The following is a 15,380-nucleotide window of genomic DNA, read 5'->3' as shown; positions in this document are numbered from 1 at the left end:
AATCAATGCCTTCTCAAACGGATGGATAATCTATCGAAGGACGAAGCGGCCAGCAGCGTGCAGAGAGCCAGGAATTTCGTCCGATGCCTAATAGCCGTGCCGATATTGGTCACCCCGATAGCGAATACGAAGATCAATGCGCCCGCCATGAACATCAGCGCAAGACACTCCTCCTTGCGCCTGACTCGATGCCAGCCCTTATATAGGCGCCAAGCAAGAAACATGTACATGCCCGAGGCCAAGACACCCATCAATTGACGCGGGCTACGTAAATCCCAAGGAAAGGGTGAGAACGTGAAGTAGGCCACCCGCATGGGGATCAGCCACGGCTGGGCATAGGGATTACCTCGTGCAACAAAGCTAGGATACGCCGAACCACCACGGCCCTCCCTCTGGAAACGAGACTCGATGAGCTCCTCTACGCCCCCGTCGTCATCATCCCCTCCGATGGTGATCCCTTTAGCCAAGTTGATACCACCGCTACCTACGACAATCAGCATGGCCACGGCGAAAAGCGCCACAGCAGAGAAGAACTTGCTGGCCACTTGACGAGTCGTCGCCCCGCCCTTGATCGACGACACCAGTGTTCTGAACGAAAAGTATCCCAAGTACAAGGCAATACCCACCATGGCCCCAATCCATCCCGGGTGAATCATCAGCGCCACGGCAAACATGGAGAAGGCTGCAAATATCCAGATAGTCCCTTTACCAGACACCCAGTTAAGGAAGAAATATACGCCCAGTAGAAAAACGACGATGGAAAACTCTTCGCGTAGTGCTATCACCGAGTTGAATGCTGCAAAAGGAAACAGTGCCATGATATAGGCACTGATGATTGCGGGCTTCCTACCCCACAAGCGGTACGCCATGATGCCGGTGAGAAATATCCCTATCAAGCCTGCCAGGAAATTCAGCACAGGCAATACGAAGTGATTATAACCAAATGCCTTTAGAAAAACCGCGCCAATAGTACTGTATACGTAAGAAGCACTATAGTTGAAAGTGTTAAACAGACGATCCCAGTCCAGCAAAGACCATTGATATGCTGTTCTGGTGAAAACGACAGCATCGCCCTCCGCCCCAGGAGGAGAAAAGATACCGTAGTAGTCAAGCACCATCAATAAAGCCCGAAACGCAAAGCCAACCATGATAGGCCATAGCAGCCAACGATGCTTCATGGACACCATCAAGCAAAAAACGAATGACAGCGCAAGCATCACAACAACAAAAAGTGCCGGTATCATATATGTCTCGTCAAAGGGCCAGTGTCAGACCGTTATAGCTTCTTGGTATAAGGCAATATGCTTATCGGCAGAAGTTTTAATCAAGTAATCACCCGAGTAATCAAGCGCGTTGCGGGAGAGCAAATGGCGCAACTCACTATTCGTCAGCATTTTTTGTAATGCTGCAGCATACCCCTCTTCATCCAACTCGTCGACAACAATGCCATTACATGCTTTGTGCACGATTTCAGCACACCCTCCGACGTTGGTCACTACAACCGGAAGCCCACTGAGAGTCGCTTCTATCTGGGCAATCGGTAGCCCCTCCCAGGCAGATGACATGACAAAGACATCGGCATCGTAAAGCAGCTCATCTACATTGCTAACATTACCCAGAAACTCCACACGGTCTGATAGCCCTTTTTCCCGCACCAACTGCTCCAAACTTTCGCGTAGCCCGCCTTCACCGGCTATTTTCAAGTGATAACGGGCGTCGGTTAATTTGGCTAGTGAAGATATCATCAGCGACAGGTTTTTTTGATCAGACAATCTTCCGACACTGATTAACTGCACTATATCATCAGCCGAGTGCTCACCACCTCGTATACGTCTTTGAATGCGCTCCGGTGTCACGCCATTATCGATTCTTTCGACCTTCTTACGAGAAACACCTTCTAGAAGCTTCTTGCAAGCTAGACAGATACCTATATACCTGGAAACTTTCATGTCCAGCAGCTTGTAAATTATCGATTTAGCACCAAGGCGAATATTGTGATGGGTGTAAACGACTTTTGCATTTTTCACGAAGAGCGAAAAAATGGCAGCATAATACAAGTGACAGTGCACAACATCCGGGGAAAATCTATCAGCCACCTGATTGATTTTCCTGACACCGCGCCACGGCCTCTTTCGAGCATCCTTGCCAATAAAGTCATACTCGATGCCATGGCTTTCAATTTCATTTAAAAAGCCAGCTTCAAAACCACCATCCCTTCCTGCTTCCGAGGCTCTGTCTAGAAAAAGAATAAACACCTCATGTCCAGCCTTGACCATCTCAACCGAAAGATCTCTAACATAAATTTCAGCTCCACCCGCAGCTGCAGAAGAGATAATGTGAAGAATTCTCATAAATCAACTCTTGTCGAAGTCATATTCGAACCGATCTGCATCGTCCTGATAAAGAGACCTGACCAGCTCGATCATATCATTGTTGACATAGTCATCACGATAATCGGCACGATCTGATGTGGTATTCTCGCGGCCGACATTGATTTTTTTATCAAGCTTACCTTCGACATGCTTTATGTCCGCGTCAAGATACTCAACCTTGCCTACATAATCGGTCAAAAGCCGGCCATGCATATCAACGATGAATTTGCTCTGCGGCTGAAAAACAAAATCCACCTTGGGCAGTTCCTGCTTAGCCAGCCACTCAAAAAGAAAACGCTCGAAGCTGTCAAACTCGGGAATCTTATACTGCTCTGGGCGATACATCCCCATGCTATTAGTTTTGCCTACTTTTGCAAAACGGTAAGCCGATAGAACACGATCCCATGGATTTCTGACAAACGAAAAAACAAACGATTTACCAAATAGCTTGGGAAAGTGCGATTGGATCTCACTAGCGGTATAGTGGCCTAACGTTCGTCCATATATAGCCTTGTTCAAGCTAGTACCGGCAGCTTTGGGAATGTGTATGTAAATACAACCATTCTTTTTCCAGTACGAGTAGCGTCTATACAGGTTTATCTTGTGCTTGATGTCTTTACTGTTCATTTATCTTCCTTGAAACCAGCTGGGCATACTGCGCTGTCACAAATGGTATAGTGAATTTCTCAAGGTGTTTGCTAAGATCATCACTCATTTTTCTGGCACTTGTGTCATTGGATGCAATATAACTGCCTTCCGGAAAAATACGCGCGATCGCCTCAGCCATTTGTTGATAGTTGCCGATGTCTACGAGGTTGCCAAACTTACCATCGCCGAGTATCTCCCTCGGGCCGCTGGGACAGTCTGTCGAAACCACTTCCACACCGCTACCCAAGGCCTCAATCAGCGCATTAGGTAACCCCTCCCAGCGTGACGAAAAAAGGAATAGATGATAATTTTTTATTTTCTTTTCTATATCTGGATCAAAAGCTTTCAAAAAGACACGACCTGTCAGGTCCCGACTCGCTATTTCGCTCTTAAGCTCATTCTCAAGATCACCTTCGCCATATATATCCAGCTCTATATCGATACCCAGCTCACGAACAGCATGATCGATTGTCAGCACCAGCATCCGTTGGTCTTTAGCTTTTGTCAGCCTTCCTATGTTGACCGCCTTGATGCGCTGTTTGCCTGCACTGTTTGAATATTCCAACCCAGTGGGGGAAACAGGAAGCTTATCGAACACGGGATTGTAAATACAGTGCACTTTCTTTTCATTGATCTGATAGTACTTGCAAAGCGACGCACCTGAGTCCTCCGAATTCACAAGCACCATCGGCGCGCTCTTGCATGATAAACCATGCAGAAAAGAAAGCACTCTGATCAACGGTGTCATTTTTAAATTACGGTATTTCTCCGACACGTCGATTCTTACATTAGGCACACGTAGGCACTTATAAGGCCGTGACAGCAGGCATCCAAAATATGTGATTATATTAGGTATATCAGTAAAGGAGAGCACAGCATCCGGACGCTCTGCTTTAATCGCCCTGCTAACAGCCCACGCGCGTGACACTGGATTACTAGCTGAAATCTTTTTTAACGAAACAGCGTCATCTACCTCGTACTCCTGCCCTTTTTTAGACCGCCAATATAGATAAACAATATCGTGACCTAAATCTGCAAGAGCACTCGATAATTTAACCGCTACTTTCTCGGCACCGCCACCGCCAAACGAGGAGCACACAAACATTATCTTCATGTTGGCGTCTTCCTGATGCTGGCCGTGAACTTCGTGACAGGAAGCGGCACGATAAGCTTCAACAATTGCTTAACCCCGGCCAAGTCTAGACATGAATAATAGATAACACTCAATTCGGAAAGAGAAAAATCGCCACTTCGCTTTCGTGCAGCTAGCCAGGAAATATTCTTTCTATTAGAGAGCTTTTTAAGCCGGCTCTTGACTTTGCTGTCGGGATTGTTTTTTATGAAATCAATGACAGTCTTCTGGACCGGATGCTGCCTTTCCACCTTTGACTTGCCGTATATAACCCCACTATTATCCAGTGCATAGCATGACGTCACCACCGGTGATACAACGATGGAGCCACATTTCAGTAAAAGCCTTAGCCAAAGGTCACTATCTCCGCCTCGCTTACATTGGCCTGCTGGAAACCCTCCCGCTTCTATGAAGAGCTCTCTTTTAATGGCAACCGCATTGGTGTGAAATATATCTCTACGGGAAAATCTTGCCAATGCTGTATCACGGTCTATTTGCTCTTCCCGGGGATGGAAGAAACCACTTTTCTCACCCCGGAATATCTTATCTCTCGAGAAACTAAAAAAATCCACTTCTTCATATTTTTCAATGAGATCATGAGCTGCTTGCAGATGATTAGAGTACCAAACATCATCCGCATCGAGGAAAGTTACCCACTTATTATTTGATTTTTCTACACCCAAATTTCTCGCTGCGTACCCCCCAGGACCTGGTGTGTCGCGCTTAAATATTCTTACCCTATCCGATTCATAAGGACGCAGCAGCTCGGCACTACCGTCGGTAGAGCAATCATCAATCAAAATCAGTTCATAGCCATCGTAGGTTTGTGCGAGTACAGACTCAATCGCAGCAACGACATGCTCTTTCTTATTATGTACGGGAATTATCACTGAAAACATAGCATGATTTCCACTAGCTAAGGTGATCGCGACGCTCACAACACGTGCTTAACGACTTTAGAAATTAATGCTTGTTCATTGTCGGACATTGTTTTGAGTACTATTTCACCGTGTACCGGCGGCTCATACGGACTATCAATCCCGGTAAAGTCCTTGATCTTACCTTCCCGCGCCTTCTGGTACAGGCCCTTGGGGTCGCGCTGCTCGCAGACGTCCAGCGGGGTGTCGACGTGCACTTCGATGAAGGCGTCCTGGTCGAACAGGGCGCGCACCGCGTCGCGGTCTTTGCGGAACGGCGAGATAAAGGCGGTGATGACGATGATGCCGGCTTCGGCGAATAGCCGCGCGACCTCGCCCACCCGGCGAATGTTTTCGCCGCGGTCCTCTTCGCCCATGCCGAGGTCCTTGCACAGGCCGTGGCGGACGTTGTCGCCGTCCAGCAGCATGGTGTGGTAGCCGCGGCGGTTGAGTTCGATCTCCAGGGCGTTGGCGAGGGTGGACTTGCCGGAGCCGGAGAGCCCGGTGAACCAGATGCACTTGCCGGCGTGGCCGTTGAGCTGCTCGCGCATGGCCTGGGTGACGCTGGTGCGGTTCCAGACAACGTTGGCCTTGCTGTCGTGGGCGCGGTACTCGTAGGGCGTTTCGCTGTCGGTGGGTTGGTGGATCATGCCGGCGCCGACGGTGACGTTGGTCAGTCGGTCGATGACGATGAAGCTGCCGGTGCCGGGGCTCTTGCGGTAGTCGTCCACCGGCACGGGGGCGGTGAGCTCGACGCTGCAGCGGGCGATGCTGTTGAGGTCGAGGTGCTCGGCGTGGCGGTGCTCGAGGGTGTTGACGTCGATCTGGTAGTCAATGGCGGTGACCTTGCCGGCCAGGTCGCGGGTGGCAAGCTTGAGGTCGTAGAGCTTGCCGGGCTCAAGCGCGGTGTCGTGCATCCAGACGATGTCGGCCTCGAAGCCGACCACCAGCGGGACTTCGGCATCGCCGCCCACCAGCCAGTCGCCGCGGGAGATGTCGATCTCATCCTTGAGCGTGAGGGTGATGGCCTGGCCGGGATAGGCGACGTCAAGATCGCCGTCGTAGGTGACGATGCGCTCGACGCTGCTGGTCTTGCCCGAGGGCAGTGCCTTGACCGCTTGCCCGGGGCGCAGGATGCCGGCGGCCAGGGTGCCGCAGTAGCCGCGGAAGTCGAGGTTGGGGCGGTTGACGTACTGCACCGGGAAGCGCAGGTCGCTGAGATTCTGGTCGTGGGTGATCTCGACGCTTTCGAGCAGCTGCAGCAGCGTGGCGCCGGGGGCGCCGCTGGCGTCGCGGTACCAGGGGGTGTGCTGGCTGGCGTCGACGACGTTGTCGCCGTTCAGCGCCGAGAGCGGGATGAAGCGGATGTCCGGGGCGTGCAGCTTGGCGGCGACCTCCTGGTACTGCGCGACGATCTCGTCGTAGCGCGCTTCGGAGAACTCGACCAGGTCCATCTTGTTGATGGCGATCACCAGGTGCTGGATGCCCAGCAGGTCGGCGATGAAGCTGTGCCGGCGGGTCTGGGTCTGCACGCCGTAGCGGGCGTCGATCAGAATCACCGCCAGGCTCGCCGTGGAGGCGCCGGTGGCCATGTTGCGGGTGTACTGCTCGTGGCCCGGGGTGTCGGCGATGATGAACTTGCGCTTGTCGGTGGAGAAGAAGCGATAGGCCACATCGATGGTGATGCCCTGCTCGCGCTCCGACTGCAGGCCGTCGACCAGCAGCGCCAGGTCGACGGCGTCGCCGGTGGTGCCGCTGGTCTTCGAGGCCTGGGTGATTGCCGCCAGCTGGTCCTCGTAGATCATCTTGGAGTCGTGCAGCAGGCGCCCGATCAGGGTCGACTTGCCGTCGTCGACGCTGCCGCAGGTGATGAAGCGCAGCAGGTCCTTGTTCTCGTGTTCCTTGAGGTAGGACTCGATGTCGTCGGCGATGAGTGCGGACTGGTGTGACATTAGAAGTATCCCTCGCGCTTCTTCTTCTCCATGGAGCCGGCCTGGTCGTGGTCGATGGCCCGGCCGCTGCGTTCGCTGGTCTTGGTCAGCAGCATCTCCTGGATGATTTCGGGCAGGGTCGCGGCATGCGACTCCACCGCGCCGGTGAGCGGGTAGCAGCCCAGGGTGCGGAAGCGCACCCACTTCTCCTCGGGCACTTCACCGGGCGCCAGCGGCAGGCGCTCGTCGTCGACCATGATCTGCATGCCGTCGCGCTCGACGATCGGCCGCGGCGCGGCGTAGTAGAGCGGCACGATGGGGATCTGCTCGAGGTAGATGTACTGCCAGATGTCCAGCTCGGTCCAGTTGGAGAGCGGGAAGACGCGGATCGATTCGCCCTTGTTGACCTTGGCGTTGTAGATGCTCCACAGCTCGGGGCGCTGGTTCTTGGGGTCCCAGCGGTGGTACTTGTCGCGAAACGAGTAGACCCGCTCCTTGGCGCGGCTGGCTTCCTCGTCGCGGCGCGCGCCGCCGAAGGCGGCATCGAAGCCATGCTCGGTGAGCGCCTGCTTGAGCGCCTGGGTCTTCATCACGTCGGTGTACTTGGCGCTGCCGTGGTCGAAGGGGTTGATGTTGGCCGCGCGCCCCTCCTCGTTGGTATGCACGATCAGCTCCATGCCCGCCTCCGCCGCCATGCGGTTGCGGAAGGCGATCATCTCCTTGAACTTCCAGGTGGTGTCGATATGCATCAAGGGAAACGGCGGCGTGCCCGGGTAGAAGGCCTTGCGCGCCAGGTGCAGCATCACCGAGGAGTCCTTGCCGATGGAGTACATCATCACCGGATGACGGAACTCGGCGGCCACCTCACGGATGATGTGGATCGATTCCGCCTCGAGCTGCTTGAGGTGGGTTTGACGTTCAGGGGTAATTTCCATAGATAAAGCCGAATAGAAGTATTGGAGCGGTGCTAACCGCGGTAAAGGCCATCAAAAATAACGTAATGATGATGCTGTCTAAGCGCCTTAACGATTCAGTTATGAAGGCACCTTCTTTCTAACAGCTTTGGATAGAGCAAAGGCACCAGGAACTGAGACAATTGGCAGAAATGCCAACTTATCTTTAAATGACAAGCAATGAGAGTGCTGGCGGTAAAAGTCGAGCTTCGGCTTATAAGGTACCCGATAGTCTTTTAAGACTCTTAACACCCATGTCCGGTTGACTTCAGAAAAGACCGCGTGATGCTTATGGTCGGTAAGCTTGTCCAGTTCAACATAGGAGTTCACCCTGGCACTAATGTTGTCAAGACGCTTTGTATAATCATTACGATTTTTTTGCGTCCATGACCCAGGCACGAATGCACGATACACGGACATCGGCTTATTAATATAGAAAGCCCCGCCTCGTTTAGCACCAAAAAAATGAAGGTATATATCGCCAGCAGTTAAATAGGGATGAGTATCACGGAAATTGGCTATTTCATCAGTAATATGTTTCCTGACAAATGTCGAAGCGGTCGGTATTTGACCATGCCTCTTTAAAACAATATCGCCTACCGGCATCAAACCACTTTGATCAAGGTATTTTCCAATCTCACTTTTTTTACCATCGAGCATATTGATTTGATAGCCACTGTGAACACACATGTCTATACCATCATGCTTTTCGAGCACATCAAACTGCTGCTGCAGCTTATTTTCATCTATCCAAAAATCGTCTCCTTCACAAATAGCTATATACTTCCCTTTGGCTCGCTTGTTATTTAATCTCGCTGGACGATTACCCTGAGAATACTGATTAACCTCTTGGAAAATTGGTTTTATTATACTGGGATAGCGATGTTGGTATTCGCGAATAATATCATCAGTGCCATCGCTAGAAGCATCATCATGAATCAATATCTCAAATGGCACATTGGTTAGCTGAGATAAAAATCCGTCGAGAGCGTCCCGAATAAATGGCTCATGATTGAAAGCCATGCAGCAAATACTTATGTGAGGATCGTCAGGACAACCTTGCCAATGACTAAGAATTTCATCTTCGTCCCGTAGCTTAGACATATTTTCTTCCTATCCCACGAATTTTTAGGCGCGAACGAACCAATTCTTCAATTTGCTTGTAAGCCTTCACCTTAAAAATTTTGGCAAGGCCAATATACAGCATCACCCCTAAAGGCGCGAAAAAGAGAAGTTTAACGAGAGGAGACCAAACCAAGTGCTGTACGGAAAAATAAATTCCGGAGAAAATCACTGCCGACAATATAAATGAACTAGCACAATCCGCGAGTTGCTCTCTAACACTATAGCCAATTAGCTTATGTGAATAGTAACTATTGGGAATATATGCAAAGATTGAGAGAAAGATCTGCCCTACCAGTATACCCACCACGCCATATCGATAGCTTATAAAAAGCACAAAGAATGTGAAAAATTTCCTGAATACTGAGATACCAAGATAAATATCAGTACGTCCCTTCACCTTGAGTATATTTAAGTTAATGGCATGCAAAGGATAAAGCATGCTCGCAAGAAACATAATTTGCAAATAGATAGAGGCATCTAGCCAGCGCTCAGGAAGAGCAAACTCAAATAGAGGTTCAGCCAACGATGCAGTTAGCAAAATACAAGGGAATAAAACAAAAGTGGTCGCTCGAAGAACTTTCCTATAGCTTTTCTTTAACCTTACATTGTCATCCTGCATAGTAGCGAGAGCAGGAAATGTTACTTTTTGAACAGCACTGACTAACTGACTCACCACCAGCTCTTTTAGACGGTAAGCAAAATAATACAAGCCAGCAACCGCAGTTCCAAAAACGCTACCAATAGTGAGTACGTATATATTTTTAGTGAAGTGGCTTAAAAGACTAGCCAGAAAAAGCTTATAGCCAAACGAGTACATTTCTTTAAATGAAGACCAACTAAAGGTCAGCGATGGCCTCCACGACTGCAAGCGCCAAAGGAATATTGTTAGCAGCAAGCCACTTAGCATCATCTGAGCCACAAGCGCCCAGACTCCAGCTCCATTGTAGGCGAGAAAAACAGCGAAGCTGCCTGATAATATGCTTGCTGGCACTGATGCTTGAAGCTGCGCTTTAAAGTTCAACTTTCGGCTGAGTATTGCACTCTGAACAATCTGAAAAGAATTTATTATAACTAACAAACCAGCTACTCGGATGAGCAACACAAGCCGAGGCTCATCATAGAAACTGGATATCCATGGGGCCGAGATATACAAAATAGAGTAAGACAGTATGCCAACTAATATATTGGCATAAAATGCAGTGTTGTAATCAGCTTGCTGAGCATTTTTTTTCCTGATTACCGCCTGTTTTAGTCCAGAATCCATTAGGACTGAGGCAATGGTAACAAATACCGACATCATCGCCAAGAGGCCAAAATCTTCCGGAAGTAGAAGCCGAGCAAGAAGTAAGGTAACAGCAATACTGATCCCTCTCTTACTGAGCTGCTCCAAGAAATTCCATAAGACTCCAGCCATTGTACGATTTTTCAGCATTTAAGATTCCCGCATGATGAAAATTACAGTTAAATTATGACTGGCCATACTTATATGTTTCATAAATATCAGAAGGCAACTTGAAAGTTATAAATTCATTTCTATGTAAAATAGCTTCCGCACCATACGCAACCCAGTATTTTATTGCACGTTGATTTTTTTCATGAATCTCAGTGAACAACACTTTCAAACCAAGCATATGAAAAGCAACATCACATCTAGCTAAAAACATTTCCTTAGCGAAGCCTTTTACAGCTGGCTTTTTTATCCAGCTAGCAGCAAATCCGGTCATGTCTTGCCAGTTTATTTTTGAAATCCTATTATATCCAATCAAACCATTTTCATTTTCATAGGCGAAGTAATAATCGACCTCTAAAGACTCTCTTTCTTTATAAGCCCTTATCCATTCTTTTTGCTTTTCAACATCCTCCTCCAAAGTTATCATATACTTCGTCAGCTCAGGACTAGATCTAAGAGATGCTATATCTTTGGCATCAGAAATATCAATAAGGCGTAACGACAGGCCGTATAATTCCACGGGTAATATTTTCATATATCACCACTTATCTTAATTCAATTTCGTAAAATTCTCTAAAAGAACTCAGAACTCTATCCATTTGCAATTTGCTATCAAATTGCATAACCGCTAAAGCAACTCGATCGTATAATGTTTCAAAACGGCTGACCTTATCGCCTTTATCTTTAAATTTGATTAAGCGCAAAATTAAAGGATCAAGACTACTATCTACTGTTATACCTTCATAAATTCCATCTACCTCGCTGAACAATATAGCTGTAGCATAAAACTTCGTATTGTTTTTTAAACCAAACTGGTTTCTTTCATGTAGCTCTGCATGCTTTATTCTATTTAGCGAAATATCAACATTCATTTTTGCCGATCTAAAACCGTATATTTCAGACATAACTTCATGTATAAAGTTTCCACTATGCCTAGGGTTGATCTCAATACAATACAGCTTATCGTCTCTTACTATGAACTCAAAGTTCATAGGTCCCGTGCCGTAGTTTATTTTTTTAACTAAAGAGGATAGAAAGCGCTCAACAGTATGATAATCATAAGTTGATGGAAATGCTGTGGCATAAGAAACGAGGCTATTGAAAGAATCATAATAGTAATCCCCCACTATCATGAAATAAATTTCGTTATCAACTACTAAACAATCACCATTCAATCTATGACTGTAGTTAATATATTCTTCGATTATATAATTTTCTTTTCCTGGGGTACTTTTGAAAAAAGACAGCATTGCTGTTCTACTGCTTATGTGTACAACCCCCCTACTTCCACCGCCGTTTATCGGCTTTGCTATAAGTTCATGTCCGTCTAATGCCGAAACGGCCTCTTCAGAAGCATATACTTTAGGCGATGGCATTTCGTGCTTAACAAGAAAATCCCGGAATACTTTCTTACTTGACACTGTATAATATGCAGTCCTATTAAGCCCTTTCAGTCCTAGTTCTTCTCGCAATCTAATGCCCGTAAGAATACCATGAGAGGAAACAAAGTTCACAACTGCACTAGGGTTAATCGCTTTTGAAATTTCTAAAATTTTGTCTTCATCATAAACGTCAATATTATGCGAAAAACTGGCTAATTTGTGCCCCGGGTGGTTAGGGTTGTTATCAAAAGTATGAACTTCCAAGCCCTTTGACAATGCATACTTTATCCCCTCAGTCTGCTGCTCTCCGGCGACTAAAAAAACAACCTTATCCATAGTAGTCCGCCGTAACGTTAATCAAGTCAAATATCTCACAGGTCGCCATGTCACTAAACTCTGAACCTCCGAAATCAAACAAAAGGACTCCTATTGTTTGATTAGATCCCGTGTAAGCCTTTACTTCGTCACCTTTATCCTTGAAAAGTTTCTTAAAGAATAAACACTTCTCCAGCAAGTCACCGACTATTACCCCAGAGAACTTACCCTCTTTTTCTGCGTGCAGAATATAATGTGCTCCTGCGGCAAAAACCGTGAAGCTTGTGGGAATTTCTTGCTTGCCTAGCGCAAGATCTATGACAGACTTTGTGAAATCAAAACCGCTAAGCCGCTGCTGTATAATTGGCACAAAGTTACCACCATTTCGGGGTCCAATTTCTATAATATAGGCTTTATCGTCGTTACCTATCCGCGCCTCAATGTTGACAGGGCCCTGGAGATAACCGGCTGCCTGAACTAGCTTTTCGGTTTGTTCTACTACTGAATGCATTGCCTTTTCAGAAATATTCGCAGGCCAGCGCGTAGAAATTGGTATAAAACTATTGGTGCCAGTAAAAAAATAATGATCACCCAGATAGTAGTAAATCAGCTTTCCATCTTTAACGAAGGCATCACCATGCACTTGCTTGCCGTCAATAAATTCCTCGATAATACAGCGTCCAGCGCGAGAAAATTGCAGTGCATAGTCAACTGCTTGCTTAAGAGGAGCTGTCTCTCCAGAACTCTTAGTGATACCTTTGCTTCCAGAGGAATCGACCGGCTTAACTATATAGTTCTGTGTCGACTCGATGCTGCTGGGCAACTCGCCCGCTTTAACTGTGTAGCAAATAGGTACGTTAAGACCTACCCTTCTCATCAAATCACGAAACTTATCTTTCTCCGTCAACAACTCGACAGAAAGCAAGCTTGGACCAGGCAAACCTAACACCTCTGCCACATAAGCAACGGTAGGTACCGCGGGATCTGAACAAAAGCTGGTAATAGCATCGGCTCGACAACGTTTAGCAACTTCGAGTACCGCCTCCTTATCAGTGGTACTAGCATCGTAATATTCATCTGACAATGCATGACCAGGATTGTCCGGCAGATAGTCACATGTGATCACATACAGGCCAAGTTCCTTGGCTTTTTCGATCAGTGGTACTTGAAACGGAGACCCACCCAGTACCAGCAGCCTTTTTTGCTCACTCATACTCTATCTCCAAAGCATTGGCCACATGGTCAGCAGGAGCCTCAGAATAAATCGGAAGACATAGAATGCGAGTTGCAATGTCCTGTGATACAGGGCTATTTGCTGGACCATATAGGCTTGTACAATCAAGCGACGGAGAAAAGTAGCGACGCGGTAGTACACCCTGCTCATTTAGCCGGGCGATGACTTTTTTTACATGCGTCTCACTTTCTAGCAGCACAGGAAAGTAGGCATAGTTATTTGTTGCCCCCAACGTGCGCTTCTGAAACACCATCTTGTTGCCCAACGCAGTCATGTACTGATCCCATACTGCTTTGCGAGCCGCGAGATTCCGCTCAATTTCGTCGAGCACACACAGCCCCATGGCAGCTTGGAACTCGTTCATCTTGGCATTGATGCCGATCTCATCGATGCTTTCAGGACCAGTGATACCAAAGTTGATCATCTGCCGGGCGCGCTCCAGGTCTTCCTTGCACTTGAAAACGATGGCGCCTCCCTCCACGGTGTGAAAAAGCTTGGTGGCGTGGAAACTAAGCGTGGCAGCGTCGCCATGCTTGAGCAGGCTTTCGCCTTTATAGGTCACCCCAAAGGCGTGGGAGGCATCGTAGACCACTTTTATCCCATGCAATTGAGCCACGGAGTCGATTGCTTCAACCTCACAGGCGTTACCGAATACATGTACCGGCACTACGGCACGGGTACGAGGTGTGATGGCAGCTACGATCTGCGCTGGGTCGAGACACCAGGTGTAGGGGTCAATATCCACGAAAACTGGCGACACGCCATCCCACTTCAGCGAACTAGCAGTGGCAACGAATGTAAACGGTGTGGTGATCGCCTCAGTGGGCTCTAACCGGCCGGTAATGCCCAGCGCCCGATAGGCTACCTGTAGGGCCAAAGTACCGTTGCTGACCAATAGCAGATTGTCTACACCAAGGTAAGTTTCGAGTCGGGCAGTCAGCTCCTGCACCAACGGGCCATTATTGGTCAACCACCCACGCTCATAGATACCATCTAAGTATCGGTCGAGGGCTTCTCGGCTGGGTAGGTAGGGTTTGGTTACGGGAATCATACTTCAACAACATCCAGTAAATACTGGCCATAGCCGTTCTTAGATAGCCGTTCTCCGGCTTCGATAACCGCCTCGGTGCTCAGCCAACCATTACGCCAGGCAATTTCTTCCAGACATGCGATCTTGTAACCTTGGCGCTTCTCGATGGTTTCTACGAACTGAGCAGCCTCAAGAAGGCTCTCATGCGTGCCAGTATCGAGCCATGCAAAGCCACGCCCCAGCTGCTGGACGCTTAAGTCGCCTCGCTCAAGATACGCTTGGTTCACGCTGGTAATCTCAAGCTCGCCACGATGCGAGGGCTTCACCTGCTTGGCAATCTCGATGACATCATTATCATAGAAGTAGAGACCTGTCACCGCGTAGTTTGACTTGGGCTTGTCAGGTTTCTCTTCAATTGAGAGCGCACGTTTCTGCTTATCAAACTGAACTACACCAAAGCGCTCTGGGTCTTTTACCTGGTAGCCAAATACCGTTGCTCCCGACTCCCGGGCTGCGGCATTTTTTAGCTTAGGGCTGAAGCCTTGACCATAGAAAATATTATCCCCCAGCACCAAACAGACATTATCTTCGCCAATAAACTTTTCGCCAATGATAAATGCCTGTGCCAACCCATCGGGGCTCGGCTGCTCTGCATAGGCTATGTTAATACCAAACTGATGGCCATCACCTAACAGACGCCGGAAGCTCTCGTTTTCTTCAGGCGTAGTGATTACCAGCACATCACGAATACCCGCCAGCATTAACACTGATAGCGGATAATAGATCATGGGCTTGTCATAAATTGGCAGCAACTGCTTGGAGACCCCCATGGTAATAGGGTAAAGGCGTGTTCCGCTACCACCAGCAAGAATAATACCTTTCATAATATGC

Annotated in this window: 14 protein-coding genes; all 14 read right to left on the bottom strand. The window is 48.3% G+C overall.

Features of this window, described 5'->3' with window-relative positions; genetic code table 11:
- Positions 1 to 2: 2 nt before the first annotated feature.
- The 14 genes from QC821_RS16280 to rfbA all read right to left on the bottom strand — a co-directional run bounded on the left by QC821_RS16280 (position 3) and on the right by rfbA (position 15,373).
- A complete protein-coding gene (locus tag QC821_RS16280) occupies positions 3 to 1,244 on the bottom strand; it encodes a hypothetical protein (protein ID WP_309723760.1) in 1,242 nt (413 codons plus the stop codon).
- 24 nt (positions 1,245 to 1,268) lie between these two features.
- Positions 1,269 to 2,351, bottom strand: coding sequence for a glycosyltransferase family 4 protein (locus QC821_RS16275; protein ID WP_309723759.1), 1,083 nt, complete (start codon positions 2,349 to 2,351; stop codon positions 1,269 to 1,271).
- Positions 2,352 to 2,354: 3 nt separating this feature from the next.
- Positions 2,355 to 2,999 carry a sulfotransferase family 2 domain-containing protein gene (locus QC821_RS16270; protein WP_309723757.1) on the bottom strand — a complete coding sequence of 215 codons (645 nt, stop codon included), beginning with the start codon at positions 2,997 to 2,999 and terminating at the stop codon, positions 2,355 to 2,357.
- Complete coding sequence (locus QC821_RS16265; RefSeq protein WP_309723755.1) at positions 2,989 to 4,134, bottom strand: glycosyltransferase; 1,146 nt, start codon at positions 4,132 to 4,134, stop codon at positions 2,989 to 2,991. Before QC821_RS16265 ends, QC821_RS16270 begins: the two co-directional genes overlap by 11 nt.
- Positions 4,131 to 5,090 carry a glycosyltransferase family 2 protein gene (locus QC821_RS16260; RefSeq protein WP_309723753.1) on the bottom strand — a complete coding sequence of 320 codons (960 nt, stop codon included), beginning with the start codon at positions 5,088 to 5,090 and terminating at the stop codon, positions 4,131 to 4,133. The genes QC821_RS16265 and QC821_RS16260 overlap by 4 nt, the downstream gene beginning before the upstream one ends.
- Entirely contained in the window at positions 5,087 to 7,021 is a 1,935-nt protein-coding gene (gene cysN, locus QC821_RS16255; RefSeq protein ID WP_309723752.1) for a sulfate adenylyltransferase subunit CysN, read from the bottom strand. The genes QC821_RS16260 and cysN overlap by 4 nt, the downstream gene beginning before the upstream one ends.
- A complete protein-coding gene (gene cysD, locus QC821_RS16250; protein WP_309723751.1) occupies positions 7,021 to 7,935 on the bottom strand; it encodes a sulfate adenylyltransferase subunit CysD in 915 nt (304 codons plus the stop codon). Before cysD ends, cysN begins: the two co-directional genes overlap by 1 nt.
- 99 nt (positions 7,936 to 8,034) lie before the next feature.
- A complete protein-coding gene (locus QC821_RS16245) occupies positions 8,035 to 9,057 on the bottom strand; it encodes a glycosyltransferase (RefSeq protein WP_309723749.1) in 1,023 nt (340 codons plus the stop codon).
- A complete protein-coding gene (locus tag QC821_RS16240) occupies positions 9,050 to 10,510 on the bottom strand; it encodes a lipopolysaccharide biosynthesis protein (RefSeq protein ID WP_309723747.1) in 1,461 nt (486 codons plus the stop codon). The genes QC821_RS16245 and QC821_RS16240 overlap by 8 nt, the downstream gene beginning before the upstream one ends.
- Before the next feature lie 34 nt (positions 10,511 to 10,544).
- Positions 10,545 to 11,063 (bottom strand): GNAT family N-acetyltransferase, encoded by a 519-nt coding sequence (locus QC821_RS16235; RefSeq protein ID WP_309723745.1) that lies wholly within the window; start codon positions 11,061 to 11,063, stop codon positions 10,545 to 10,547.
- A gap of 10 nt (positions 11,064 to 11,073) precedes the next feature.
- Positions 11,074 to 12,246, bottom strand: coding sequence for an ATP-grasp domain-containing protein (locus tag QC821_RS16230; protein ID WP_309723743.1), 1,173 nt, complete (start codon positions 12,244 to 12,246; stop codon positions 11,074 to 11,076).
- The gene (locus QC821_RS16225) at positions 12,239 to 13,438 is read right to left on the bottom strand and encodes an ATP-grasp domain-containing protein (protein ID WP_309723741.1); all 1,200 of its coding nucleotides are present in this window, start codon (positions 13,436 to 13,438) and stop codon (positions 12,239 to 12,241) included. The genes QC821_RS16230 and QC821_RS16225 overlap by 8 nt, the downstream gene beginning before the upstream one ends.
- On the bottom strand, positions 13,431 to 14,510 hold the full coding sequence (locus QC821_RS16220; protein WP_309723740.1) for a DegT/DnrJ/EryC1/StrS family aminotransferase: 1,080 nt from the start codon (positions 14,508 to 14,510) through the stop codon (positions 13,431 to 13,433). The genes QC821_RS16225 and QC821_RS16220 overlap by 8 nt, the downstream gene beginning before the upstream one ends.
- Positions 14,507 to 15,373 (bottom strand): glucose-1-phosphate thymidylyltransferase RfbA, encoded by an 867-nt coding sequence (gene rfbA / locus QC821_RS16215; protein ID WP_309723739.1) that lies wholly within the window; start codon positions 15,371 to 15,373, stop codon positions 14,507 to 14,509. Before rfbA ends, QC821_RS16220 begins: the two co-directional genes overlap by 4 nt.
- Positions 15,374 to 15,380: the final 7 nt, after the last annotated feature.

The sequence above is a fragment of the Franzmannia qiaohouensis genome (assembly GCF_031451695.1).
In the GTDB taxonomy this organism is placed as follows: Bacteria; Pseudomonadota; Gammaproteobacteria; order Pseudomonadales; family Halomonadaceae; genus Franzmannia; species Franzmannia qiaohouensis.
Note: the sequence above shows the minus strand (reverse complement) of the source record. Positions and strands in the feature narration are given on the sequence as shown.

Bases quoted from the DNA above. Each gene is read 5' to 3' on its own strand.
- QC821_RS16280 (WP_309723760.1), bottom strand. From the start codon at position 1,244: ATGATACCGGCACTTTTTGTTGTTGTGATGCTTGCGCTGTCATTCGTT.
- QC821_RS16275 (WP_309723759.1), bottom strand. From the start codon at position 2,351: ATGAGAATTCTTCACATTATCTCTTCTGCAGCTGCGGGTGGAGCTGAA.
- QC821_RS16270 (WP_309723757.1), bottom strand. From the start codon at position 2,999: ATGAACAGTAAAGACATCAAGCACAAGATAAACCTGTATAGACGCTAC.
- QC821_RS16265 (WP_309723755.1), bottom strand. From the start codon at position 4,134: ATGAAGATAATGTTTGTGTGCTCCTCGTTTGGCGGTGGCGGTGCCGAG.
- cysN (WP_309723752.1), bottom strand. From the start codon at position 7,021: ATGTCACACCAGTCCGCACTCATCGCCGACGACATCGAGTCCTACCTC.
- cysD (WP_309723751.1), bottom strand. From the start codon at position 7,935: ATGGAAATTACCCCTGAACGTCAAACCCACCTCAAGCAGCTCGAGGCG.
- QC821_RS16245 (WP_309723749.1), bottom strand. From the start codon at position 9,057: ATGTCTAAGCTACGGGACGAAGATGAAATTCTTAGTCATTGGCAAGGT.
- QC821_RS16240 (WP_309723747.1), bottom strand. From the start codon at position 10,510: ATGCTGAAAAATCGTACAATGGCTGGAGTCTTATGGAATTTCTTGGAG.
- QC821_RS16235 (WP_309723745.1), bottom strand. From the start codon at position 11,063: ATGAAAATATTACCCGTGGAATTATACGGCCTGTCGTTACGCCTTATT.
- QC821_RS16230 (WP_309723743.1), bottom strand. From the start codon at position 12,246: ATGGATAAGGTTGTTTTTTTAGTCGCCGGAGAGCAGCAGACTGAGGGG.
- QC821_RS16225 (WP_309723741.1), bottom strand. From the start codon at position 13,438: ATGAGTGAGCAAAAAAGGCTGCTGGTACTGGGTGGGTCTCCGTTTCAA.
- QC821_RS16220 (WP_309723740.1), bottom strand. From the start codon at position 14,510: ATGATTCCCGTAACCAAACCCTACCTACCCAGCCGAGAAGCCCTCGAC.
- rfbA (WP_309723739.1), bottom strand. From the start codon at position 15,373: ATGAAAGGTATTATTCTTGCTGGTGGTAGCGGAACACGCCTTTACCCT.